This is a genomic window from Pseudomonas sp. ef1 (genome assembly GCF_007293365.2).
Classification (GTDB): Bacteria; Pseudomonadota; Gammaproteobacteria; order Pseudomonadales; family Pseudomonadaceae; genus Aquipseudomonas; species Aquipseudomonas siliginis.
In genome coordinates, this window is the sequence record NZ_CM129815.1 from 2,138,776 (window position 1) to 2,162,252 (window position 23,477).

Annotated in this window: 23 protein-coding genes; 17 read left to right on the forward strand and 6 right to left on the reverse strand. The window is 58.7% G+C overall.

Going from position 1 to position 23,477, the window contains the following annotated elements; genetic code table 11:
- Positions 1-83: 83 nt before the first annotated feature.
- Entirely contained in the window at positions 84-1,325 is a 1,242-nt protein-coding gene (locus tag FEE99_RS09610; protein WP_041478198.1) for a CNNM domain-containing protein, read from the reverse strand.
- Between the two features lie 12 nt (positions 1,326-1,337).
- Positions 1,338-2,150, reverse strand: coding sequence for a cytochrome C assembly family protein (locus FEE99_RS09615; protein ID WP_016771539.1), 813 nt, complete (start codon positions 2,148-2,150; stop codon positions 1,338-1,340).
- A 210-nt stretch (positions 2,151-2,360) separates the two neighbouring features.
- On the opposite strand from FEE99_RS09615, the gene ffh reads away from it, so the two are divergent.
- The 12 genes from ffh to FEE99_RS09675 all read left to right on the forward strand — a co-directional run bounded on the left by ffh (position 2,361) and on the right by FEE99_RS09675 (position 13,528).
- Positions 2,361-3,737, forward strand: coding sequence for a signal recognition particle protein (ffh, locus tag FEE99_RS09620; RefSeq protein WP_007967791.1), 1,377 nt, complete (start codon positions 2,361-2,363; stop codon positions 3,735-3,737).
- Positions 3,738-3,986: 249 nt separating this feature from the next.
- The gene (gene rpsP, locus FEE99_RS09625) at positions 3,987-4,238 is read left to right on the forward strand and encodes a 30S ribosomal protein S16 (protein WP_003185073.1); all 252 of its coding nucleotides are present in this window, start codon (positions 3,987-3,989) and stop codon (positions 4,236-4,238) included.
- Positions 4,239-4,243: 5 nt separating this feature from the next.
- The gene (gene rimM, locus FEE99_RS09630; RefSeq protein ID WP_016771538.1) at positions 4,244-4,780 is read left to right on the forward strand and encodes a ribosome maturation factor RimM; all 537 of its coding nucleotides are present in this window, start codon (positions 4,244-4,246) and stop codon (positions 4,778-4,780) included.
- Positions 4,781-4,824: 44 nt separating this feature from the next.
- Positions 4,825-5,535 carry a tRNA (guanosine(37)-N1)-methyltransferase TrmD gene (gene trmD, locus FEE99_RS09635; protein ID WP_231507574.1) on the forward strand — a complete coding sequence of 237 codons (711 nt, stop codon included), beginning with the start codon at positions 4,825-4,827 and terminating at the stop codon, positions 5,533-5,535.
- 45 nt (positions 5,536-5,580) lie between these two features.
- On the forward strand, positions 5,581-5,931 hold the full coding sequence (gene rplS / locus FEE99_RS09640) for a 50S ribosomal protein L19 (RefSeq protein ID WP_041478196.1): 351 nt from the start codon (positions 5,581-5,583) through the stop codon (positions 5,929-5,931).
- Between the two features lie 187 nt (positions 5,932-6,118).
- Positions 6,119-7,015, forward strand: coding sequence for a site-specific tyrosine recombinase XerD (gene xerD, locus FEE99_RS09645; RefSeq protein ID WP_041478195.1), 897 nt, complete (start codon positions 6,119-6,121; stop codon positions 7,013-7,015).
- 366 nt (positions 7,016-7,381) lie between these two features.
- Entirely contained in the window at positions 7,382-8,113 is a 732-nt protein-coding gene (dsbC, locus tag FEE99_RS09650; protein WP_041478193.1) for a bifunctional protein-disulfide isomerase/oxidoreductase DsbC, read from the forward strand.
- Positions 8,114-8,244: 131 nt separating this feature from the next.
- On the forward strand, positions 8,245-9,549 hold the full coding sequence (locus FEE99_RS09655; protein ID WP_024011722.1) for a homoserine dehydrogenase: 1,305 nt from the start codon (positions 8,245-8,247) through the stop codon (positions 9,547-9,549).
- Between the two features lie 106 nt (positions 9,550-9,655).
- Positions 9,656-11,065, forward strand: coding sequence for a threonine synthase (thrC, locus tag FEE99_RS09660; RefSeq protein WP_024011723.1), 1,410 nt, complete (start codon positions 9,656-9,658; stop codon positions 11,063-11,065).
- A 120-nt stretch (positions 11,066-11,185) separates the two neighbouring features.
- On the forward strand, positions 11,186-12,559 hold the full coding sequence (locus FEE99_RS09665; RefSeq protein WP_041478192.1) for a transporter substrate-binding domain-containing protein: 1,374 nt from the start codon (positions 11,186-11,188) through the stop codon (positions 12,557-12,559).
- Positions 12,560-12,676: 117 nt separating this feature from the next.
- Complete coding sequence (locus tag FEE99_RS09670; protein WP_041478191.1) at positions 12,677-13,084, forward strand: response regulator; 408 nt, start codon at positions 12,677-12,679, stop codon at positions 13,082-13,084.
- A gap of 162 nt (positions 13,085-13,246) precedes the next feature.
- The gene (locus FEE99_RS09675; protein ID WP_016771530.1) at positions 13,247-13,528 is read left to right on the forward strand and encodes a DUF3509 domain-containing protein; all 282 of its coding nucleotides are present in this window, start codon (positions 13,247-13,249) and stop codon (positions 13,526-13,528) included.
- A 220-nt stretch (positions 13,529-13,748) separates the two neighbouring features.
- Here the strand turns inward: FEE99_RS09675 and FEE99_RS09680 are convergent, their stop codons facing one another.
- The gene (locus FEE99_RS09680) at positions 13,749-14,948 is read right to left on the reverse strand and encodes a CaiB/BaiF CoA transferase family protein (RefSeq protein WP_041478190.1); all 1,200 of its coding nucleotides are present in this window, start codon (positions 14,946-14,948) and stop codon (positions 13,749-13,751) included.
- A 146-nt stretch (positions 14,949-15,094) separates the two neighbouring features.
- Here FEE99_RS09680 and FEE99_RS09685 point away from each other — a divergent pair, with 146 nt between their 5' ends.
- From FEE99_RS09685 to FEE99_RS09695, 3 genes are all read left to right on the forward strand, one after another.
- The gene (locus tag FEE99_RS09685; protein WP_007908961.1) at positions 15,095-15,637 is read left to right on the forward strand and encodes a YaeQ family protein; all 543 of its coding nucleotides are present in this window, start codon (positions 15,095-15,097) and stop codon (positions 15,635-15,637) included.
- Between the two features lie 54 nt (positions 15,638-15,691).
- Positions 15,692-17,401 carry a single-stranded-DNA-specific exonuclease RecJ gene (gene recJ / locus FEE99_RS09690; RefSeq protein ID WP_143978890.1) on the forward strand — a complete coding sequence of 570 codons (1,710 nt, stop codon included), beginning with the start codon at positions 15,692-15,694 and terminating at the stop codon, positions 17,399-17,401.
- Positions 17,402-17,667: 266 nt separating this feature from the next.
- The gene (locus tag FEE99_RS09695) at positions 17,668-18,774 is read left to right on the forward strand and encodes an NADH:flavin oxidoreductase/NADH oxidase (protein WP_041478189.1); all 1,107 of its coding nucleotides are present in this window, start codon (positions 17,668-17,670) and stop codon (positions 18,772-18,774) included.
- Positions 18,775-18,951: 177 nt separating this feature from the next.
- On the opposite strand, the gene FEE99_RS09700 is transcribed toward FEE99_RS09695, so the two are convergent.
- On the reverse strand, positions 18,952-20,580 hold the full coding sequence (locus FEE99_RS09700; protein WP_143978891.1) for a glucan biosynthesis protein D: 1,629 nt from the start codon (positions 20,578-20,580) through the stop codon (positions 18,952-18,954).
- 403 nt (positions 20,581-20,983) lie between these two features.
- On the opposite strand from FEE99_RS09700, the gene FEE99_RS09705 reads away from it, so the two are divergent.
- Entirely contained in the window at positions 20,984-21,169 is a 186-nt protein-coding gene (locus FEE99_RS09705) for a hypothetical protein (protein ID WP_041478186.1), read from the forward strand.
- A gap of 180 nt (positions 21,170-21,349) precedes the next feature.
- Positions 21,350-22,081 carry a tellurite resistance TerB family protein gene (locus FEE99_RS09710; protein ID WP_039759087.1) on the forward strand — a complete coding sequence of 244 codons (732 nt, stop codon included), beginning with the start codon at positions 21,350-21,352 and terminating at the stop codon, positions 22,079-22,081.
- A gap of 294 nt (positions 22,082-22,375) precedes the next feature.
- Here FEE99_RS09710 and FEE99_RS09715 read toward each other — a convergent pair whose 3' ends face one another.
- Together FEE99_RS09715 and FEE99_RS09720 are read right to left on the reverse strand one after the other, a co-directional pair.
- Positions 22,376-22,807, reverse strand: a complete 432-nt coding sequence (locus FEE99_RS09715; protein ID WP_041478184.1) for a hypothetical protein — start codon at positions 22,805-22,807, stop codon at positions 22,376-22,378.
- A gap of 305 nt (positions 22,808-23,112) precedes the next feature.
- The gene (locus FEE99_RS09720) at positions 23,113-23,418 is read right to left on the reverse strand and encodes a hypothetical protein (RefSeq protein WP_052392158.1); all 306 of its coding nucleotides are present in this window, start codon (positions 23,416-23,418) and stop codon (positions 23,113-23,115) included.
- Positions 23,419-23,477 lie beyond the last annotated feature (59 nt).

Consider the following 23,477-nt stretch of genomic DNA (forward strand, 5'->3'; position numbering starts at 1 on the left):
GAAGGGGGCTAACGATCAAACAAGCGCAAAAGATCGCAGGGTGGGAGCTGCCGAAGGCTGCGATCTTTTGATCTTTTGATCTTTTATCTGGCGGGCACCAAAGCAGGAGCAGAAGATGTATGCCAGATCAGCACCTTGCTCACCCGGTTCTCTTCGGTCTCGAGGATTTCCAGTCGATAACGCCCGATCTTCAGGCACACCGCGCTTTCCGGAATGGTTTCCAGCGCTTCGGTGACCAGGCCGTTCAGGGTCTTCGGCCCGTCGCTCGGCAGGTGCCAGCCCAGGCACTTGTTCAGGTCGCGGATTGACGCGGCGCCATCGATCACCATGCGACCGTCGGCCTGGGGATGAATGTGCGGATTGTCGAGGCTGTGCTCGCTTTCGAATTCGCCGACGATTTCTTCGAGAATGTCTTCAAGGGTGACGATGCCCAGCACTTCACCGTACTCGTCCACGACCATGCCGAGACGGCGTTGCTGCTTGTGGAAGTTCAGCAGTTGCAGTTGCAGCGGCGTGCTTTCCGGGACGAAGTAGGGCTCGTAGCTGGCGGCCAGCAGCGCCTCGCGGGTCAATCCGCCGTTGCTCAGCAAATGGCCGATCTGGCGGGTGTTGAGCACCGCTTCGACCTGATTGATGTCACTGTGAAACACCGGCAGACGCGTGCGCTTGTTCTCGCGCAGTTGCTCGATGATCTCTTCGATCGAATCGTCGAGGTTGATGCCATCGACATCGCTGCGCGGCACCAGAATGTCGTTGACCGTGATGTTGTCCAGCGCATGAATGCCCGACACCGGGTGGGCGCGGACCGGATGTTCGGGATCATCATCGTGATCGGCCGGCAACTCGTCCTCGCTCTGTTGCACCACCTGAGCCTTGCGCGTGAACGGGGTCAGCAGCAAAGCGCTGACCCGGCTGAACAGCCACGCGAACGGGTAGACGATTTTCATCGGCACCGCCAGCAGGGCATTGCCGAACGCCAGCACGGCGTCGGGATAGCGCCGGGCCACCGTGCGCGGGAAATAATCGGCGAACACCAGCAGGATGGCACCGGCGCCCAGGCAGGCCGCCCACGGGCCATTTTCTTCGCAGAGAAAAATCGCCAGCAGCGTCGCGAGGATCACCGCGAGGGCGCGGCACAGGGTGTTGCAGAGGATCAGGCTGTCGAGCGGGAAGCTCAGCTTCGCCAGCGGCTTGTCGCTGGCGCGCGAGGCGATCCGTTGCGCGAGCAGGTGCTGCTGCGCGATTTCGACGGCGGTAAACAGCCCTGACCATAAGATCAGCAGGACAAATACCGCGAGCATCGGCCCTATGGGCAAACCGTCCATTTATGCCGCCCGTCAGATGTGCAGTATGTATTCACGAACCAGTTTGCTGCCGAAGTACGCCAGCATCAGCAGGCAGAAACCGGCGAGGGTCCAGCGAATCGCCTTGTGGCCGCGCCAGCCCAGTCGGTTGCGACCCCACAGCAGCACGCTGAAGACGATCCATGCCAGACAGGCCAGCAGGGTCTTGTGCACCAGATGCTGGGCAAACAGGTTCTCGACGAACAGCCAGCCGGAAATCAGCGACAGCGACAGCAGCGTCCAGCCGGCCCAGAGAAAGCCGAACAGCAGGCTTTCCATGGTTTGCAGGGGCGGGAAGTTCTTGATCAGTCCGGACGGGTGCTTGTGCTTGAGCTGATGGTCCTGAACCAGCAGCAGCAACGCCTGGAACACGGCGATGGTGAACATGCCGTAGGCGAGGATCGACAATAGAATGTGCGCGAGAATGCCCGGCTCTTCGTCGATGATCTGCACTGTGCCGGTCGGCGCGAACTGCGCCAGCAATACCGTGATCGCACCGAGCGGGAACAGCAGCACCAGCAGGTTTTCCACCGGGATCCGCGAACAGGCCAGCAGAGTCAGGGCAATCACCGCAGCGGCAATCAGGCTGGACGCGCTGAAGAAGTCCAGACCGAGGCCGATCGGGGTCAATAGATGTGTAAGCAGGCTGGCGCCGTGGGCGAGCACGGCGAATACGCCGAGGCTGACCAGCAGGCGCTTGTTCGCCTTGGCGCCGGTGGCCAGGCGGGTACTTTGATAGACGGTCGCAGCGGCATAGAGCAGGGCGGCGGCGAGGGTGGTCAGCAAACTGGGTGACAAGGGGAGCATAAATCCTGTTAGGCGAGCCCGAAAGGCGCTGAGTTTGGCATAGAACCGCCACGGCACGAAAGACTCCGCAAGCTGACGGCGAGGTGTCCGCCGGCCGCAGTCTTCGCTATAATCCGCGACCTGCCCACGCCGCAGGCTCGCCGAGCACATGTTGATTCCGGTCTGGGCCGCCATTATCCCGGTTCGTACAGGGCCTGAAAGGATCGCGCAATGTTTGAAAACTTAACCGACCGTCTCTCGCAGACGCTGCGCCATGTCACCGGCAAGGCGAAGCTGACCGAGGACAATATCAAAGACACCCTGCGTGAAGTGCGCATGGCGTTGCTCGAAGCTGACGTCGCATTGCCGGTGGTCAAGGACTTCGTCAATTCGGTCAAGGAGCGCGCTGTCGGCACCGAGGTGTCGCGCAGCCTGACGCCGGGCCAGGCGTTCGTGAAGATCGTCCAGGCCGAACTCGAAAGCCTGATGGGCGCGGCCAACGAAGACCTCAACCTGAGCGCCGTTCCGCCAGCCGTGATTCTGATGGCCGGTCTGCAGGGCGCGGGTAAAACCACCACTGCCGGTAAGCTGGCGCGCTTCCTTAAAGAGCGCAAGAAGAAGTCGGTCATGGTCGTGTCTGCGGACATTTACCGTCCGGCCGCGATCAAGCAGCTGGAAACCCTGGCCAACGACATCGGCGTGACGTTCTTCCCGTCCGACCTGAGCCAGAAGCCGGTCGACATCGCCAACGCGGCTATTAAAGAAGCCAAACTGAAATTCATCGACGTGGTCATCGTCGACACCGCGGGTCGTCTGCACATCGACGAAGAAATGATGGGCGAGATCAAGGCGCTGCACGCCGCGATCAACCCGGTCGAAACCCTGTTCGTGGTCGACGCCATGACCGGTCAGGACGCCGCCAACACGGCCAAGGCCTTCGGCGATGCGCTGCCGCTGACCGGTGTGATCCTGACCAAGGTCGACGGCGACGCCCGTGGCGGTGCCGCGCTGTCGGTGCGCGCCATCACCGGCAAGCCGATCAAGTTCATCGGTATGGGCGAGAAGAGCGAAGCGCTCGATCCGTTCCACCCTGAGCGTATCGCCTCGCGAATCCTCGGCATGGGCGACGTGCTCAGCCTGATCGAACAAGCTGAAGCGACGCTGGACAAGGACAAGGCCGACAAACTGGCCAAGAAGCTGAAAAAGGGCAAGGGCTTCGACCTCGAAGACTTCCGCGATCAGCTGCAACAGATGAAGAACATGGGCGGCCTCGGCGGCCTCATGGACAAACTGCCGAGCATCGGCGGCGTCAACCTGTCGCAGATGGGCAATGCCCAGAACGCCGCAGAGAAGCAATTCAAACAGATGGAAGCCATCATCAATTCCATGACCCCGGCCGAGCGCCGCGACCCTGAGCTGATCAGCGGTTCGCGCAAGCGTCGGATCGCCATGGGTTCCGGCACGCAGGTGCAGGACATCGGCCGCTTGATCAAGCAGCACAAGCAGATGCAGAAGATGATGAAGAAATTCACCGCCAAGGGCGGTATGGCAAAAATGATGCGCGGCATGGGCGGTATGTTGCCCGGCGGCGGCATGCCGAAAATGTAAAGACTTCGCCGGTCGTCGCACCGGCGCAGACCCTGCAAGGACGCAGGATCAACAGCAAACCCGCACTCGGCGGGAGCTGACTGGCCGTTTTTATCGACGGCTCTCTATGCAAATCTGCACGGCATGCCATGGGCGCCGGAAAAAGTCATTTGCAAAAGTCCGGATATTCCTTAGAATATGCGGCCTTTCGGGCACCCATGCCCGCTGTGCATTTAGATTTGCAGCACCGACTACAGGAACGATGTTCACATGCTAACAATCCGTCTTGCCCTTGGCGGCTCCAAAAAGCGCCCGTTTTACCACCTGACCGTAACCGACTCGCGTAACCCGCGTGACGGCTCCCACAAAGAACAGGTTGGTTTCTTCAACCCTGTTGCCCGTGGTCAGGAAATCCGTCTGTCCGTGAACCAAGAGCGCGTTGCCTACTGGCTGAGCGTTGGTGCACAACCTTCTGAGCGCGTTGCTCAGTTGTTGAAGGAATCTGCCAAGGCTGCGGCCTGAGCAATATGAACGCGACGCCAGCCCCTGCCGATGATTTGATCGTTATTGGCAAAATTTATTCTGTTCATGGCGTTCGCGGCGAAGTGAAGGTTTATTCCTTTACTGATCCGACTGAAAACCTGTTGCAGTACAAAACCTGGACGCTCAAGCGCGAAGGCAATGTCAAACAGGTCGAGCTGGTCAGTGGACGCGGGAGCGACAAGTTCCTGGTCGCCAAGCTCAAGGGTCTCGATGATCGTGAAGAAGCTCGTCTTCTGGCCGGTTATGAGATCTGCGTGCCGCGCAACCTGTTCGCTGAATTGACCGAAGGCGAGTACTACTGGTACCAGCTGGAAGGTCTGAAGGTCATCGACACCCTCGGGCAACTGCTCGGGAAAATCGATCATCTTCTGGAAACCGGCGCCAATGATGTAATGGTCGTCAAGCCTTGCGCTGGCAGCCTGGATGATCGCGAACGCCTGTTGCCCTATACGGAGCAATGCGTGTTGGCCGTCGACCTGGAAGCGGGCGAGATGAAGGTGGATTGGGACGCGGACTTCTGAACGTGGCTAACTTGCGCGTAGAAGTGATCAGTTTGTTTCCCGAGATGTTTTCCGCCATTGGCGATTACGGCATCACCAGTCGTGCGGTCAAACAGGGGCTCTTGCAGCTGACCTGTTGGAATCCGCGAGATTACACGACGGATCGGCATCACACTGTGGACGATCGCCCGTTTGGCGGTGGTCCGGGCATGGTGATGAAGATCAAGCCCCTGGAAGATGCGCTGGCTCAGGCCAAGGCAGCAGCCGGGGAGGCGGCGAAGGTGATTTACCTGTCCCCCCAAGGCCGTCAACTGACTCAGTCGGCGGTACGCGAGCTGGCACAATCGGATGCATTGATCCTGATTGCCGGCCGCTACGAAGGCATTGACGAGCGCTTTATTGAGGCTCATGTCGATGAAGAGTGGTCGATTGGCGACTATGTACTGTCTGGCGGCGAGCTGCCGGCCATGGTCCTGATCGATGCGGTTACACGACTGCTGCCTGGAGCTTTAGGGCATGCGGATTCCGCTGAGGAAGATTCCTTTACGGATGGTCTGCTGGATTGCCCGCACTACACCCGACCGGAGGTGTATGCGGATCAGCGTGTTCCCGACGTGTTGCTGAGTGGCAATCACGCGCATATCCGGCGTTGGCGTTTACAGCAGTCCCTTGGTCGGACCTATGAACGACGCGCCGATCTTCTGGAAAGCCGCTCGCTTTCTGGAGAAGAGAAGAAGCTGCTCGAGGAATACATCCGCGAGCGGGACGATAGTTAACAACGTATCGATGGTAGATCGAACGATTTACCTTAGGAGCACAGCATGACCAACAAAATCATCCTTGCACTCGAAGCAGAGCAGATGAGCAAAGAAATCCCTACCTTCGCCCCAGGCGACACTATTGTCGTTCAGGTGAAAGTGAAGGAAGGCGATCGTTCCCGTCTGCAAGCGTTCGAAGGCGTTGTAATCGCCAAGCGTAACCGCGGCGTGAACAGTGCGTTCACCGTTCGTAAAATCTCCAACGGTGTTGGCGTAGAACGTACTTTCCAGACCTACTCCCCGCAGATCGACAGCATGGCTGTTAAACGTCGCGGTGACGTACGTAAAGCCAAGCTGTACTACCTGCGCGACCTGTCGGGTAAAGCAGCCCGCATCAAGGAAAAACTGGCTTAAGCCCAGCTTCCGATGCAGAAAAAAGCAGCCTACGGGCTGCTTTTTTGTTGCCTGCGATTTACCGGATCAATCTGACACGCCTCATTCAATGAAGCTGCCTGTTTCTTGATCTGGCCGGCTATGAAAGACTAGCGCGCCTTTATTCTCTATTTGCACGCAGCTTGAAAAAGCCCTGCCCTGAGCACCCATGCCTGCCATCGACCATCCGCTGATTGATCAATTCCTCGACGCTTTATGGCTGGAGAAAGGCCTGTCCGACAACACCCGCGACGCCTATCGCAGCGACCTCGCGCTGTTCAACGGCTGGTTGCAGGAGAAAAATCTCGAGCTGATCAATGCCGGTCGCGAGTTGATCCTCGATCACCTGGCGTGGCGGCTGGAGCAGAACTACAAGCCGCGCTCCACCGCGAGATTTCTCTCCGGGGTGCGTGGCTTTTATCGCTATCTGCTGCGGGAAAAGCTGATCAGCGTCGACCCGACGTTGCGCGTCGACATGCCGCAACTGGGCCGGCCGTTGCCCAAATCGCTGTCGGAAGCAGATGTCGAAGCACTGCTCAAGGCTCCGGACCTGAGTGACGCCATCGGCCAGCGCGACCGCGCGATGCTGGAAGTGCTGTATGCCTGTGGCCTGCGCGTAACCGAACTGATCAGCCTGACGCTGGAACAGGTCAACCTGCGCCAGGGCGTATTGCGGGTGATGGGCAAGGGCAGCAAGGAGCGTCTGGTGCCGATGGGCGAGGAGGCGATTGTGTGGGTCGAGCGCTATATGCGTGATGCTCGTGGCGAGTTGCTCGGTGGCCGCCCCAGCGATGTGCTGTTCCCCAGCCAGCGCGGCGAGCAGATGACCCGGCAGACGTTCTGGCATCGGATCAAGCATCAGGCCAAGGTCGCCGGGATCAGCAAATCGCTGTCGCCGCACACATTGCGTCACGCGTTCGCCACGCACCTGCTCAACCACGGCGCGGACTTGCGCGTGGTGCAGATGCTGCTCGGGCACAGCGACCTCTCTACGACGCAGATCTATACCCATGTCGCCCGCGCCCGCTTGCAGGATCTGCACGCCAAACACCACCCCCGGGGCTAAGGCAGGCTTCCATGTTGAGAGAATTACCTGTGGTGAGGGGATTTATCCCCGTTCGGCTGCGCAGCAGTCGCAAACCCGGCTGGCTCGATTTTGACTGAAAGATCGCGGTGGATGGTTTAGGGCTTCTTCGCAACCCGGCGGGGATAAATCCCTTCGCCACAATAATGTGTGTCAGCCACATGTGGTTGTGGATCAACTGTACAAGCATGAAGATGTGTCAGTTGCACATGAGTGTGTGGCGACAGGCGCATTCGGCCCTCGCGGCCTTATGTGTTAGGCTTTGCCGGTTTGCACGATGGACGGTTATGACCCGGTGTTTCGCACGGGCGTTCTGATCGTTTCATTGGCCCGCCCTCAGGAGTACTCATGCGTCTGACCCAGATTTTCGCCGCCGCCGCTATTGCGCTGGTGAGCACCTTTGCCGTCGCCGACGACGCGGCCGACAAAGCCATTCGTCAAAGCCTGGAAAAACTCGAACTCGAGGTTCCGGTCGAAAGCATCAATGCCAGCCCGTTGCCTGGCATGTACGAAGTCAAACTCAAAGGCAGCCGCGTGCTGTACGCCAGTGCCGATGGCCAGTACATCGTGCAGGGCAACCTGTACCAGCTCGCGAATGGCAAACCGGTCAACCTGACCGAGAAGACCGAACGCCTGGGCATTTCCAAACTGATCAATGCCATCCCGGTGGCCGAAACCGTGGTCTACCCGGCCGTGGGCGAGACCAAATCGCACATCACCGTGTTCACCGACACCACCTGTCCGTACTGCCACAAACTGCATGCCGAAGTGCCCGAGCTGAACAAGCGCGGCATCGAAGTGCGCTACGTGGCGTTCCCGCGCCAGGGCCTGAATTCGCCGGGTGACGAGCAGCTGCAAGCAGTGTGGTGTTCGAAAGACAAGAAAGCCGCCATGGACAAAATGGTCGATGGCAAGGAAATCAAAGCCGCCAAGTGCGATAACCCGGTTTCCAAGCAATTCGCGCTAGGTCAGTCGATCGGCGTGAACGGTACACCGGCCATCGTTTTGGCCGACGGCCAGGTCATTCCGGGCTACCAGCCGGCGCCACAAGTCGCCAAACTGGCACTGGGCGCGAAGTAATTCGCATCGTCACGGGCAACCGTTGACGATCGTGGTCCGGCAGCAGCAGCGCCGGGCCATCAACAGAGAGCCGCGAGCACGCGGTTGTTTTCCGGCCGACCCTGTGTCGGCCGTTTCATGGGGAGTTCACAGTGAATCCGGTCAAAGTAGGCATCTGTGGGTTAGGGACCGTCGGTGGCGGTACCTTCAACGTACTTCAGCGCAACGCCGAGGAAATTGCTCGTCGTGCCGGGCGTGGAATCGAAGTGGCACAAATTGCCACGCGCACGCCAAAGCCTCAGTTCCAGACGACCGGTATTGCGATTACCAACGATGTCTTCGAAGTGGCCACGAACCCTGAGATCGACATCGTCATAGAGCTGATGGGCGGCTACACCGTTGCCCGCGAGCTGGTACTCAAGGCCATCGAGAATGGCAAGCATGTGGTCACCGCGAACAAGGCGCTGATAGCCGTTCACGGTAATGAGATTTTCGCCAAGGCACGCGAGAAAGGCGTGATCGTGGCATTCGAAGCTGCCGTGGCCGGTGGCATTCCGGTGATCAAGGCGATCCGCGAAGGCCTGTCCGCCAACCGCATCAACTGGGTTGCCGGGATCATCAACGGCACCGGCAACTTCATCCTCACCGAAATGCGCGAAAAAGGTCGTACGTTCGAAGACGTGCTCGCCGAAGCGCAAGCGTTGGGTTACGCCGAAGCCGACCCGACCTTCGACGTCGAAGGCATCGATGCGGCGCACAAGCTGACCATTCTGGCGTCTATCGCCTTCGGTATTCCGCTGCAATTCGACAAGGCGTACACCGAAGGCATCACCAAACTGACCACTGCCGACGTCAACTACGCCGAAGCGCTGGGCTATCGCATCAAGCACCTCGGCGTGGCGCGCAGCACTGACGCCGGCATCGAGTTGCGCGTGCACCCGACGCTGATTCCGGCCGATCGCCTGATTGCCAACGTCAACGGCGTGATGAACGCAGTGATGGTCAACGGTGACGCCGCCGGTTCGACGCTGTTCTATGGCGCCGGCGCTGGCATGGAGCCGACCGCTTCGTCGGTGATCGCCGATCTGGTCGACGTTGTTCGCGCGATGACTTCCGACCCGGAAAACCGTGTGCCGCACCTGGCCTTCCAGCCGGACTCGCTGTCGGCGCATCCGATCCTGCCGATCGAAGCCTGCGAAAGCGCTTACTACCTGCGCATTCACGCCAAGGACCACCCGGGCGTACTGGCTCAGGTGGCGAGCATCCTGTCGGAGCGCGGCATCAATATCGAATCGATCATGCAGAAGGAAGTCGAAGAGCATGACGGCCTGGTGCCGATGATCCTGCTGACCCACCGCGTGGTCGAGCAGCGCATCAACGATGCGATCACCGCGCTGGAAGCACTGGCTGGCGTCGACGGCCCGGTTGTACGGATCCGTGTCGAACATTTGAACTAAAAGCAGCGGCAAGCTTCGAGCTGCAAGCGGCAAGAGAGAAGCAGTCTGGCTTTTACTTGCGACTTGCAGCTTGCAGCTTGCAGCTCAAACCGAAGGTTTGAAAAAAATGCGATATATCAGTACTCGCGGCCAGGCCCCGGCCCTGAATTTCGAAGAGGTCCTGCTGGCCGGTCTGGCGACCGATGGCGGTCTGTACGTCCCGGAAAACCTGCCACGTTTTACTCAGGAAGAGATCGCTTCCTGGGCTGGCCTGCCGTATCACGAACTGGCCTTCCGGGTGATGCGCCCGTTTGTCACCGGCAGCATCCCGGATGCCGATTTCAAGAAGATCCTCGAAGAAACCTACGGTGTGTTCGCCCACAGCGCCGTTGCGCCACTGCGTCAGTTGAACGGTAATGAATGGGTGCTTGAGCTGTTCCATGGCCCGACCCTGGCGTTCAAGGACTTCGCTCTGCAACTGCTCGGTCGTCTGCTTGATTACGTGCTGGAAAAGCGCGGTGAGCGCGTAGTGATCGTCGGTGCCACCTCCGGTGATACCGGTTCTGCGGCCATCGAAGGCTGCAAGCACTGCGAAAACGTCGACATCTTCATCCTGCATCCGCACCAACGAGTGTCTGAAGTGCAGCGTCGGCAGATGACGACAATCTTCGGCGAGAACATCCACAACATCGCCATCGAAGGCAACTTCGATGACTGCCAGGAAATGGTCAAGAACAGCTTCGCCGACCAGAGCTTCCTCAAAGGCACGCGTCTGGTGGCGGTGAACTCGATCAACTGGGCGCGGATCATGGCCCAGATCGTTTACTACTTCCATGCGTCCCTGCAGTTGGGCGGTCCGGCGCGTTCGGTGTCGTTCTCGGTACCGACCGGTAACTTCGGCGACATCTTCGCCGGCTACCTGGCACGCAACATGGGCCTGCCGATCAATCAGTTGATCGTGGCGACCAACCGCAACGACATCCTGCACCGCTTCATGAGCGGCAACCAGTACGTCAAGGAAACCCTGCACGCAACGCTGTCGCCGTCGATGGACATCATGGTGTCGTCGAACTTCGAGCGCCTGCTGTTCGACCTGCACGGGCGTAACGGTGCGGCGATTGCCGGCCTGATGGACTCGTTCAAAAAGGACGGCAGTTTCAGCGTCGAACAAGAACGCTGGACCGAAGCACGCAAGCTGTTCGATTCGCTGGCGGTGGACGATGCGCAGACCTGCGAAACCATCGCCGACGTCTACGAGCAAACCGGTGAAGTCCTCGACCCGCACACTGCCATCGGTGTGAAAGCTGCGCGCGAATGCCGTCGCAGTCTGGATATCCCGATGGTAATTCTGGGTACTGCCCATCCGGTCAAGTTTCCTGAGGCAGTGGAGAAAGCGGGTGTAGGAAAAGCGCTCGAACTACCTGCACATCTTTCTGATTTGTTTGAGCGAAACGAGCGTTGCACGGTTCTGCCAAACGACCTGAAAGCCGTGCAAGCCTTTGTCAGCCAGCATGGCAACCGCGGCAAGCCACTCTAAGCCAGTAAAAGCTGTCACATTTTGAAGCCCGTCTCCTGACGGGCTTTTTTGTTTCTGCTGCCACACTGCTCGGGTTTTCACCCACGAAGGACGGGTGAGTCGATCACGAAGGAAATGGCAATGCTGTTTTACAGAGGTTTGAAACCGGCACTGGGCTGGTTGTTTTTGTTGGCGGTGCTGGGATGGATGCACAGCGGCGTGGCAGCGCAGATGGCACTCGATCAGGCCAATGCGTCGGGCACTGTGCCGGCTGTCGAACTGGATGCGCACGAGCGGCAATGGATCCGTGACAACCCCAGAGTAACGGTGGCATCGGTGCAATATCCGCTGTACCTGTTTCAGGACGAACACGGCCAGTGGAGCGGTCTGAACAACGATGTGCTCAAGCGGGTCAGCGCTATGACCGGACTGCAATTCGAGCACCAGGAATCGTTCTCGACCGACCATATGCTCGATCGCCTGCAAAGCGGGGTCGCGGACATCAGTACGACGTTGGCCATGAGCGATGAACGCAAGGCCTTTCTCGATTTCAGTCATGCTTTCGGAGGGGCTGGCTGGGTGTTTGTCGGACATGCCAATGCCCCGAGGGTGGAGTCTTTCGAGCAACTGGCGAAGCGCGTTCTGGTGCTGCCCGCCCGTCATGCCCTGGAGGATGCGATTCGGCGCGATTATCCGTCGATTGAAATACGCTCGGTGAAAACCTACGCCGAAGCGCGGGCGCTGGTCGAGAGTGGGGAAGCCTACGCAACCATCGAAAACGAAATCGGCGCGCAGCTCTATCCGTTGGGCATGCTCAAGGTCGGTGCCCTGGTAGAGGGCAAGTGGGAAGCCGATCATCTGGCTGTACGAAAAGGCATGCCGCAACTACTGAGTATTCTTAACAAGGCGCTGGAAGCTTTCCCTGCTGCGGAGTTGCGGGCGATTCGTCTCAAGTGGCTGGCAGGCGTTTCGCCGCCGCCCGTGCCCTCCGTGTGGAAGCGCCTGGTCGAGTGGGCATGCTGGGCGATGGGGGGAATCGGCGTTTTCGGAATGCTGTCGCTGGTGTGGAACCGGCGCCTGGCGGCCGTGATCAAGCTGCGCTGCGCGGCGGAAAAGGAGTTGGGCGATCAACTGGCCTTTCAGCACGCCCTGATCGATTCGATGCCGGATCCGGTGTTTGTCCGTGATCTGCACGGGCGTTTGATCATCTGCAATCGCAGTTACGAAGAGGCGCTGTCGGTGCGCCAGGACCAGATGCAGGGACGCTTGCTGATCGAAGTCGATGCGTTTCCGGAAACCACCGCGCGGATGCTCCACGACGAATTCATCGCCCAGTTGCAAACCCGCAAGTCGCGCTTCAGCAAACGCCAACTGCTGTTCAAGGGCGGGCCTCGCGAGGTTTATCAGTGGACCGTGCCGTTTTACAGCGGCGACGGCAAATTGCGCGGCTTGTTGGGCGGCTGGACCGACATCACCCAGCGTCGGACCGAGAGCGGGTGCCGCTGTCTGCAGTAAAGAAGGGAAATGTCCTGCAAGACGCGGCTACTTTTCTGATGGGAGGCTTAAGACGCCTGCCCTAGAGTGAACGACACCTGCGGTGAGAGTCCGCGATGATCGCTCCAGAGGTCGCCCATGCGCTCGCTTAAAGTCCTGATTCTTGAACCCAACCCGTTCCAGCTGATGGCATTGCATCAAATGCTCAATGCCATCGGCATCTACGACGTATTGACCGCGCCTTCGCTGGCGTCAGCCCTGTCTTCACTGGGGCATCGCGGTGCGGTCGATATCGCCATTTGCGATCCGCAGCTCAAAGGTGGCGATGGGTTGGCATTGATTCATCACCTGGCGGCGCACCATGAGGCGCGTGCCCTGATTCTGCTGGGCTCGGTCGCGCAGAGTTTGTTGAGTGACCTGGAGCCGGTGCTTCGTCAACAACGCCTGCGCCTGCTGGGGCGTCTGCAGACACCGGTTTCGGCGGTGTTGATGCGAGGTCTGCTGGACAGTTATCTGATCACTGCGCAGGCACTCATCGAGGCCTGATACCGGCGAATATTTTTCTGTCATCTTCGCCATGCATGCTCTGTCAGACACGGTCCTGCAAGGTCGGAACGTGACAGGCAGAACTTTCTTCTCGGGCCGGTGGTCATTTAATGTGAACACGCCCCAGGCACTGTGTTTTCGGACTATTGAGTGGAGATCGAGATGGAAAGTATCAGTCTATTGCTCGGTGAGGCTCTGAGCCCGTATCAGGTGACGCTGACCCCTCGCGGCAGCCATGGTGAATGTCTGGTGACGCTGAAGAACAGCAGCGGCGCCATTGTGGTGGAACGCGAATTCAATCAGGCCCAGTTGAGCGACAAGCGCTTGCTGACCGACGTGGTGGACGGCCTGCACCGTGACGTGATGATCGCCGAAGGGCGGCTGGAACCCTGCGTCATTGCGGCGTTGCGCAATGCAGCTCTGGACAAGCGTCCGGCCCTGTAAAGATGAAATATTTTTTGTGGGAACCTTCCTGCATCCCTGTCAGTCAGACCCCATAACAGCAGGATCAAGCATTGTGCTCCGGTGCTTGTCGCTTGCTGCTACGGGTCTCGAAGCAGACCCCGTTTAACCCCGAGTTGTCTCCCCACTTCTCGGGGTTTCTTTTGCCCGGCGTTTGCCCTGTGCGCAGCTTTCTGCTCGAAAACCAAACCTCCAGCGTTGCTCAAATGGCCCCGTCTTCGCGCAGCCGAGCGATTTGCGCCGCGTCGTAGCCCAGATCGCCAAGCACCTGCGCATTGTGTTCGCCAAGCTGCGGTCCGACCCATTCGGACGAGCCCGGCGTTTCCGACAGCTTCGGCACGATGCCGGGCATCTTGAAGTCCTTGCCGTCCGGCAGCTTGGCATGCAGGAACATTTCCCGCGCCAGGTATTGCGGATCGTTGAACATGTCCTCGGCGCTGAAGATCCGGCTGACCGGTACGTCGGCCTGATTGAGCAAGTCGAGAACGGTCTGCAGCGGTAAGGAATTGACCCAGCGATCAATCACGCCATACAACTCGTCCCGGCGACTGTCACGCCCGTCGTTACTGGCCAGCACCGGGTCGTTGGCAAGATCTGCGCGGCCAATCACGAGCATGAAGCGTTTGAAGATCGCATCACCATTGGCGCCGATCTGCACATGTTTGCCGTCGGCACTGGTGTGGATCGAAGAGGGCGTGATGCCCGGCATGATGTTACCGCTGCGCTCGCGGATGAAACCGAAGACGTCGAACTCCGGCACCATGCTTTCCATCATCGCGAAGATAGCTTCGTATAGCGCAACGTCGACCACTTGGCCCAGTCCGCCATTGACCTCGCGATGACGCAGCGCCATCAGTGCACCGATCACGCCCCACAGCGCGGCAATCGAATCGCCGATGGAAATCCCGGTGCGCACTGGCGGCCGGTCTTCGAAACCGGTGATGTAACGCAAACCGCCCATGGATTCGCCGACAGCGCCGAAGCCGGGCTGATCTTTCATCGGCCCGGTCTGACCGAAACCGGACAGGCGCACCATCACCAGTTTCGGGTTCAGGGCGTGCAGGGTTTCCCAGCTCAGACCGAGTTTTTCCAGTACGCCGGGGCGGAAATTCTCGATGAGGATGTCGGCCTCGCCCAGCAGCTGTTTCAGGATCGCCAAGCCGTCGGGGTGTTTCAGATTGAGGGTCAGCGACTTCTTGTTGCGCGCCTGGACAAACCACCACAACGAGGTGCCTTCGTACAACTTGCGCCATTTGCGCAGGGGATCGCCGCCGTCCGGCGATTCGATCTTGATCACTTCGGCGCCGAATTCGCCGCAAATGCGCGAGGCAAACGGCCCGGCAATCAACGTACCCAATTCAATGACTTTCAGACCCGAGAGCGGTTTGCTGGTGAACGGCATGCGAAATCCTGTAGGACAAGGCTGAACGGATACAGGGTTTTAACATAGCCGGCTGTCAGACGCCGCAGCTGGATTGCCATCAATTCGATGATTGCCTGTGGCATCGGTTAGACTTGCCGACTTTCCTCGTATCAAGAAGCCCGTTCATGGCCCAGCCGTCCACAACCTACAAATTCGAACTGAACCTCACCGACCTCGACCGCAGCGTCTACGAAAGCGTCAAGCAGACCATCGCCCGTCATCCTTCGGAGACCGAAGAACGCATGACTGTGCGGCTGCTGGCCTACGCGCTCTGGTACAACGAGCAGCTGTCGTTCGGCCGTGGTCTGTCAGACGTGGATGAACCGGCCTTGTGGGAAAAGAGCCTGGACGACCGTGTCCTGCACTGGATCGAAGTCGGCCAGCCGGATGCCGATCGCCTGACTTGGTGCTCGCGCCGTACCGAACGCACCAGCCTGCTGGCCTACGGCAGCCTGCGTGTGTGGGAAACCAAGGTGATCCCGGCGATCAAGAACCTGAAAAACGTCAACATCGCCGCCGTCCCGCAGGAAGTGCTGGAGACCCTGGCCAAGGACATGCCGCGCGTCATCAAGTGGGACGTGATGATCAGCGAAGGCACGATCTTCGTCACCGACGATCGCGGTCAGCACGAAGTCCAGTTGCAATGGCTGCAAGGTGAGCGCGGCTGAGGTCGCGACACCGCTGATATTTCCCACGAATCAAAGAGAAGCCTCCGTCGCCCCATGCGTATCGAACCTCGTCAATTGCCTGCCACGTTGCCTTTCCTCGGTGATCTGCCGCCACTGCTGACCCGCCTGTACGCGGCGCGGGGCGTGCAGTCGGAGGCGGAGCTGGACAAAAGTCTGGCGCGCTTGATCCCGTTCCAGCAGCTCAAAGGCATCGATGCGGCGGTCGACCTGCTGGTGACGGCTCTGGAGCAGCGTCAGCGCATTCTCATTGTTGGCGACTTCGATGCGGACGGCGCCACCGCCAGCACTGTCGGTGTGCTCGGTCTTCGCCTGTTGGGCGCGGCGCATGTCGATTACCTGGTGCCGAACCGCTTCGAATACGGCTACGGCCTGACGCCGGAAATCGTCGAAGTCGCGCTGACCCGTGAACCGCAATTATTGATCACCGTCGACAATGGTATCTCCAGTGTCGAAGGCGTCGCGGCGGCCAAGCGCGCCGGACTGAAGGTGTTAATCACCGACCACCACTTGCCCGGCGATGAACTGCCGCAGGCTGATGCGCTGGTCAATCCGAATCAGCCGGGCTGCGAATTTCCGAGCAAAGCGCTGGCCGGCGTCGGGGTGATCTTCTACGTACTCATGGCGTTGCGCGCGCGTCTGCGCAGCCTCGGCTGGTACGAGAGCAAGCCACAACCGAACATCGGCGAACTGCTCGATCTGGTGGCGCTGGGCAGCGTCGCCGACGTGGTGCCGCTGGATGCCAACAACCGCATTCTCGTGCATCAAGGGCTGGAGCGGATTCGTGCCGGCCGGGCGCGGCCGGGGATCAAGGCGATTCTCGAAGTCGCCAAGCGAGAGGCTGCGCGGATCACTTCCACCGACCTGGGTTTCATCGTCGGCCCGCGCCTGAACGCCGCCGGACGTCTGGACGACATGAGCCTGGGCATCGAATGCCTGCTCACGGCCGACGCCAATCTGGCGCGGGAGATGGCTGCGCAACTGGACGGCATGAACCAGGATCGCAAATCCATCGAGCAGGGCATGCAGCGTGAAGCGCTGGCGCAGCTCAAGGATCTGCCGGTCGAGTCGATGCCGTTTGGTCTGTGCCTGTTCGATCCGGAGTGGCATCAGGGCGTGATCGGCATCCTCGCCTCGCGCATGAAAGAGCGCCATTTCCGCCCGACCATTGCTTTCGCCGATGCCGGTGATGGTCTGCTCAAGGGCTCCGGTCGCTCGGTGCAGGGCTTCCATATTCGCGATGCGCTGAGTGTGGTGGCGGCGCAGCATCCGAACCTGATCGCCAAGTACGGTGGCCACGCGATGGCCGCTGGTCTGACCTTGCCGCAGGAGAATTTTCCGCTGTTCGCCGAGGCATTTGACGCTGAAGTACGTAGGCAACTTCGCGAAGAAGACCTCACTGGGCGCATGTTGTCGGACGGCACGCTGGCCGTTGAAGAGTTTCATCTCGAACTGGCTCGCGCCTTGCGCCACGCCGGGCCGTGGGGGCAGCATTTTCCCGAGCCGCTGTTTCACGGTGTGTTTCAACTGGTCGAGCAGCGCGTGGTCGGCGAACGGCATTTGAAAGTGGTGCTGAAAAGCGAATGCGGTTCGGTGAAGCTCGATGGCATCGCGTTTGGCATTGATCGCGATGTGTGGCCGAACCCGACGATTCAATGGGTTGAACTGGCTTACAAGCTCGACGTTAACGAGTTTCGTGGCAACGAGACTGTGCAGCTGATGATTGCTCATATCGAACCGCGTTAAGCCATTCGCGAGCAGGCTCGCTCCCACAGGTACGGTGCAGTCTTGTGGGAGCGAGCCTGCTCGCGAAAGCATCCTTTCACACACTGAATTACTCTGAACCCTCCGTCATTCCCGGTTGTCGACTAGGCTCTAAGCACTGCTTGATTGGCCTTGTGACGTCTTGTCGAATTTTTGCCCGCGGGGGCGGGTGCTGCACCCTTTTTCTGTCACTCGTCGACTTTTCAAACAGAACCCTGGAGCCTGCCCACTGATTCGAGAGGTGCCCCATGAGTCTGCTGCTTGAACCCTTTACTCTTCGCCAACTGACCCTGCCCAACCGCATCGCCGTGTCGCCGATGTGCCAGTACTCCAGCGTCGACGGCTTGGCCAACGACTGGCATCTGGTGCACTTGGGCAGCCGCGCGGTGGGCGGTGCCGGCCTGGTTTTCACCGAAGCCACGGCGGTCACTGCCGACGGGCGCATTACCGCCGAAGACCTCGGCCTGTGGAATGACGAACAGATCGCTCCGCTGCAACGCATCACCCGCTTCATCACCGCCCAGGGCGCGGTCGCCGGTATTCAACTGGCCCATGCCGGGCGCAAGGCCAGCACTCACCGGCCGTGGATCGGCAAGCATGGCAGCGTCAAACCCGAAGATGGCGGCTGGACCCCGGTCGGGCCATCGCCGATTGCTTTCGACCCGCAGCACACCCAACCGAAGCAGCTGGATGAAGGGCAGATCGCCGAAGTGATCCAGGCCTTTGTCGACGCGGCCAAACGCGCGCTGACGGCGGGTTTCAGCGTGGTCGAGGTGCATGCTGCGCATGGCTATCTGCTGCATCAGTTTCTCTCGCCGCTGAGCAATCAACGCCGCGATCAGTACGGTGGTTCGTTCGAGAATCGTATCCGTCTGGTGCTGCAAGTCACTGAAGCGGTGAGGGCGGTATGGCCGGAGGAGTTGCCGGTGTTTGTCCGCGTCTCGGCGACCGATTGGGTCGAAGATGGCTGGAATCCGGATGAGACCGTGGAGCTTGCGCGCCGCCTTCATACGCTGGGCGCCGATCTCATTGACGTGTCTTCAGGAGGGACTGCTGCAAACGCGGAAATCCCGGTTGGACCCGGATATCAGACGCGCTTCGCCGAGCGTGTACGCAAAGAGTCAGGCATCGCCACCGGTACTGTCGGAATGATTACCGAGCCGGCCCAGGCCGAGCACATTCTGCGTACCTGTCAGGCCGATATCATTTTCCTCGCCCGAGAGCTGCTGCGCGATCCGTACTGGCCGCTGCATGCCGACGATGATCTGGGTGGGCGCAAAGCGGTGTGGCCGGCGCAGTATCAGCGCGCGACCCATCGCGACCAGCCGATTCATGAGTCGGATTTGCGTGATTGATTGAAGGCTGGAAAGCAAAAGCCCCGAGCCGGTGAGGGTCGGGGCTTTTCTATTCGGCACAAGTTTGCGTTGTCAGGCGGGCCTCTTCGCGAGCAGGCTCGCTCCCACAATAGGAATGCGGACCCCTGTGGGAGCGAGCCTGCTCGCGAATGACGCCAGAACAGCCGCCTTATAACCTCAAGGGTATTTACGCTTGTCCGGCGCCGGCGGGAAATACTGGTACAGCCAGGTCTCGCTCAACGTGCGGTCATTGGTGCGAATGAACAAGCGCAGTTCCACTGGCTCGACGCTGTCATTGGTCGGGTACCAGTCGAACAGGATCCGGTAACCCTTGATGTCATCCAGCACCAACACGCTGAAGTCCTGCACCTTGCCGTTGGAACAGGTAATCACCGGCTCGATCCCGGTGCCCTGTGGCAGGCGCTCAAGGCCGCCACCGGTGAAGTCCACGGCAAAGCGCCGCGCCCAGACCGGCGGGTAGTGCTCACCCGGCGCCCAGCCCTCGGTGAAGCCGCCCATGCCCGAACGCGTCGCGTGCACCCGCGCCAGTGGCGTGCCGACCGGTGGCAGGGCGCTCCAGTACAGCTTATACCCGTAGTTCAGCGAATCACCGGCAGCCACGGGTTTCTTCGGCGTCCAGAACGCGACGATGTTATCCAGCGTCTCGCCGGTCGTGGGAATTTCCAGCAGATCAATAGAGCCTTCGCCCCATGCGGTTGTCGGTTCTACCCACAGGCTCGGGCGCTTGCTGTACCAGTCGACAGTGTCCTGATAGTTGGCAAATTCGTGGTCGGTCTGCACCAGGCCGAAACCCTTCGGGTCCTTGTCGGCAAATGCATTGAATTGCAGCGTCGCCGGGTTGTTCAACGGCCGGCAGATCCACTCGCCATTGCCGCGCCACATGGCCAGACGGTCGGAGTCGTGGATCTGCGGGTGAATGGTGTCGCACATGCGCCGTTCGTGGGTGCCGCAGCTGAACATGCTCGTCATTGGCGCCGCGCCGAGTTGTTCGATGATGGTACGAGCATTGATGTGCGCGTCGATTTCCATGACCACGCGCTCGGCCTGGCAATCGATGTCAAAGCGATAGGCGCCGGTCGCGCTCGGCGAGTCGAGCAGGGCGTAGACCACAAAACGCGTGGCGTTCTTGTCAGGCGTCTCGAACCAGAACTTGGTGAAGTCGGGAAACTCTTCGCGTTTCTTCGCGTAAGTGTCGATGGCCAGGCCGCGCGCGGAAAGGCCATATTGGCCAGTAGCATCGACCGCACGGAAATAGCTGGCGCCCAGAAACGACACCACGTCATGCCGATCCAGCTCCGGCGCCTTGAACAGTTTGAAGCCGGCAAAACCCAGGTCGCCCTTGAGCTGCTGGGTGTCGACCGAAGTGTTCTCGTAATTGAACAGCGCCGGGCGGAAATGCACCTCGCGCGCCATGCGCGTCTTCGGATCAACGCTGTACATGCGCACCGGCTGACGGAAACCCATGCCGACGTGGAAAAACTGCACGTCCAGCTGACCTTTGTTTTCCTTCCACAAGGAATGCTCGCCATCGTAGCGGATCGCGTTGAAATTTTGCGGAGTCATGGTCGCCAGGGTTGGCGGCAACACCTGTTTCGTATCCTGATAGGCATTGCCGGCGAGCTGCTTGGCCTGACGCTTCAACGCCTCGAAATCGAAGGCCTGAGCCTCGCCATCGGCGGCGCCGCCATTGGCTGCCCAAGCGCGGGCGGCCAACAGGCCCGACGCGGAAAGACCGGTATAGGCCGCAATGGCCATGGACGCTTTGAGCAAATTCCTGCGGTGCATAAATACAACCTGTCGTGTGCAATCCGGCGCCGTTCCTGGCACCTGTCGGATCGGAAATTACGGTTCGGTCATGCCTTCGGCCAAACGCAACGGACTATAAACAGATGCCCGCTAGCTTAATCGGTTCGATTGTCGGGCAAAAAGGCTTGTTTGCGTTGCGTCACCTGGCAATGAAACAAGACATGTCTGTAATTTTTCTGACAGGGCTCTCTGATTTAGAGGGCATATCTGCTTTTTTCGATTAATTACTCTAAAAACCGCTTTTCAACGCCGATTTAATTCCTATTCTATGGACAAGACCGGATACAAGCCTTCGTGCCGGCGGGGCACACGACGCTGCTCGAAGAGGCAGGGCGATGTGAGGTTCAGCAGTTTCTTGACTCAATAGAGAAGGACATCGTCCATGGCAAAAATACAGAGCATCACCGAAATGTTGGGCATCTTCCCTTGCTTGGGCGGCGGGCGCAGAAGACGCCGCCTCAATTCCGAAGAATTAAAACTTGTGGAGCGTTATCGAGAACTATCGGAAAGCGACCGGATCGCCATGCGCTATCTGGTGGATGCGATGCGGAGTGTTTCGCGATTCTAAGGGGGAGGGGGAGAAGGGGGCAGGCCGAGAGGCCTGCCCCCTTTTCAATTGCGTAACGCTCGAAACATGCCCTTCTGAGTCGCGAGCAACATCTCGAAGCACACTCACGGGGCGGGTTGGGGCACTTTCGAACTAGGCTGAGGGCCTTAGATCCGGATAACCCTTGTTTGGAGACGGAACATGAACACCCGTGGATTGCTCGATCAACTGCTCAAGTCCGGGCAGGAAATGCTGCAGAACAAGACTGGTGGCGCTTCCAACAAGTCGGCTGCCAGCGGACTGGGCGGTTTGCTCGGTGGCTCGTCTGGCTCCAGCGGCCTCGGCGGCCTGCTGTCCGGCGCGGGCGGCGGCGCATTGGCCGCGGGCGCGATGGGCCTGCTGCTCGGCAATAAAAAGGTCCGCAAGGTCGGCGGCAAAGTCGCCATCTACGGCGGCCTCGCCGCGCTGGGCGTGCTGGCCTACAAGGCCTACGGCAACTACAACGCTCAGAAAGGCAGCGCACCACAACGCGAACCACAAACGCTCGACCGCCTGCCACCCGCGCAAGTCGAAGAACACAGTCAGGCGATCCTCAAAGCCCTGGTCGCCGCCGCCAAAGCCGACGGCCACATCGACGAGCGCGAGCGCGAACTGATCGAAGGCGAATTCACCAAACTCGACAACGACCAGGAGCTGCAACACTGGCTCCACGCCGAACTCAACAAACCACTCGACCCCACCGACGTCGCCCGCGCGGCAAGCACGCCGGAAATGGCGGCGGAGATGTACATCGCCAGTGTGATGCTGGTGGATGAGGAGAATTTTATGGAGAAGAGTTATCTGGATGAACTGGCACGGCAGTTGAAGCTGGAGCCGGGGTTGAAGGTGGAGTTGGAGAGGCAGGTGCGGTTGGTGGGGGCGGATAGCGTGTAATCGTAGTGGCGATCGCCTTGCATCAGCAGGCGGTTGCCCTTTTACGTTAGCTAGACTTCCTGCGTTTCAGTAGTTTCCGTAACGGCGTTGAATCGATCTTTGTCCCGATAGCGGACACTGCGCATGCCGCTGGCTCTGTACATACTTTTGGCACTGACCGGGTAATAGAGCTGGCAAATAGATCACTAGCAATCGGTGATTAGCGCACTGACGTCGTCGCCAGATCAGTGTTATTTAACAGTCGACCATTGAGGTCTGAGTCGGCGGGCCTGCCGTCGAGCAAGTTTCCTTCTGCTAGAAGTATTTGAATGGGTATGTGTCTCCCGTGATTATTATTGAATCTTTTTCTGTATATACGCTGTTGATATTGTTGATAACCAGCTGTAGGTTGGTTGGGTTTTGAAAAAGATGATAGAAGAGTTCGAAGTAAAGATAATCTTCGATCAAACTTGCTGCTAGATTTGGATGGTTGTTCAGAAGTTCGTTAAAAGTCGGGTAATCAACTGTCGCAAGCTCTGGGATGTCCACACAGCCTTGCTCGGTATCATCAATCCTGCATTCCGAAATAAACGTGTCTGCAATGATTTTAAACTCTCTTGGAAAGTCGCCGGGTTTGATTTGCAGTATGTAGGGCTGAGTCTTGATCGTAACCGCCTCTCCGAATCCCAAGCTTCTATAAGATACGGTACTTGGATTGACTGCGTTGCCCGAGCACTTAAATATCATGGTTTTGCTTTCGCTGTTATAAGTTTGGTTGTCGAGATTTTTTTAACCGAAAAAAACTCCCTTGTACTACAGGTCTGAGGCTTTTCCCAAATTAATTGTATAGGCATAGGCATAGGCATAGGCATAGGCATAGGCATAGGCATAGGCATAGGCATTAGGCATTAGGCAGCGACTGCGCACTGCTTTAGCGTAGTGGGTTGCTCTAACAAATTTTGTCATCGATTGGCAGCGCCGCTACACCCTATGGCTTAGCCAATGTCAGGTCCACTGCTTTCCCCATATACTCCTAATATGTGAAGCCTGCATCAGATTTGTTTAACTTTATGCAGCGTGTGATCTAAGATTTTGCCAAGGTCGCTCCAGGTTTTGGCGGTGTCGGTGTATATCGGAGATTCCCAATTTCGATTTGCAATTAATGAAATTCTAAAGGCACCATTTTTGTCAAATTCTGGATACCATCCGATGTCTAATATTTGTTCGTTTGAGAATGCTGCCTGTAAGAGATCCTCTTTCAGGTTCTCTGAGATGAGTGCTATGTCGTAATCGATTAGGTTGGATAGTTCGTCGAAAATTACTTTTCCGCCGAGACGTATTATTTTTTCAAATTTCATGTTTTTTTTGCTTTTGATTGCGAGTAAGAAAAGGGGACAGATTTATATTCAGTTTGAAG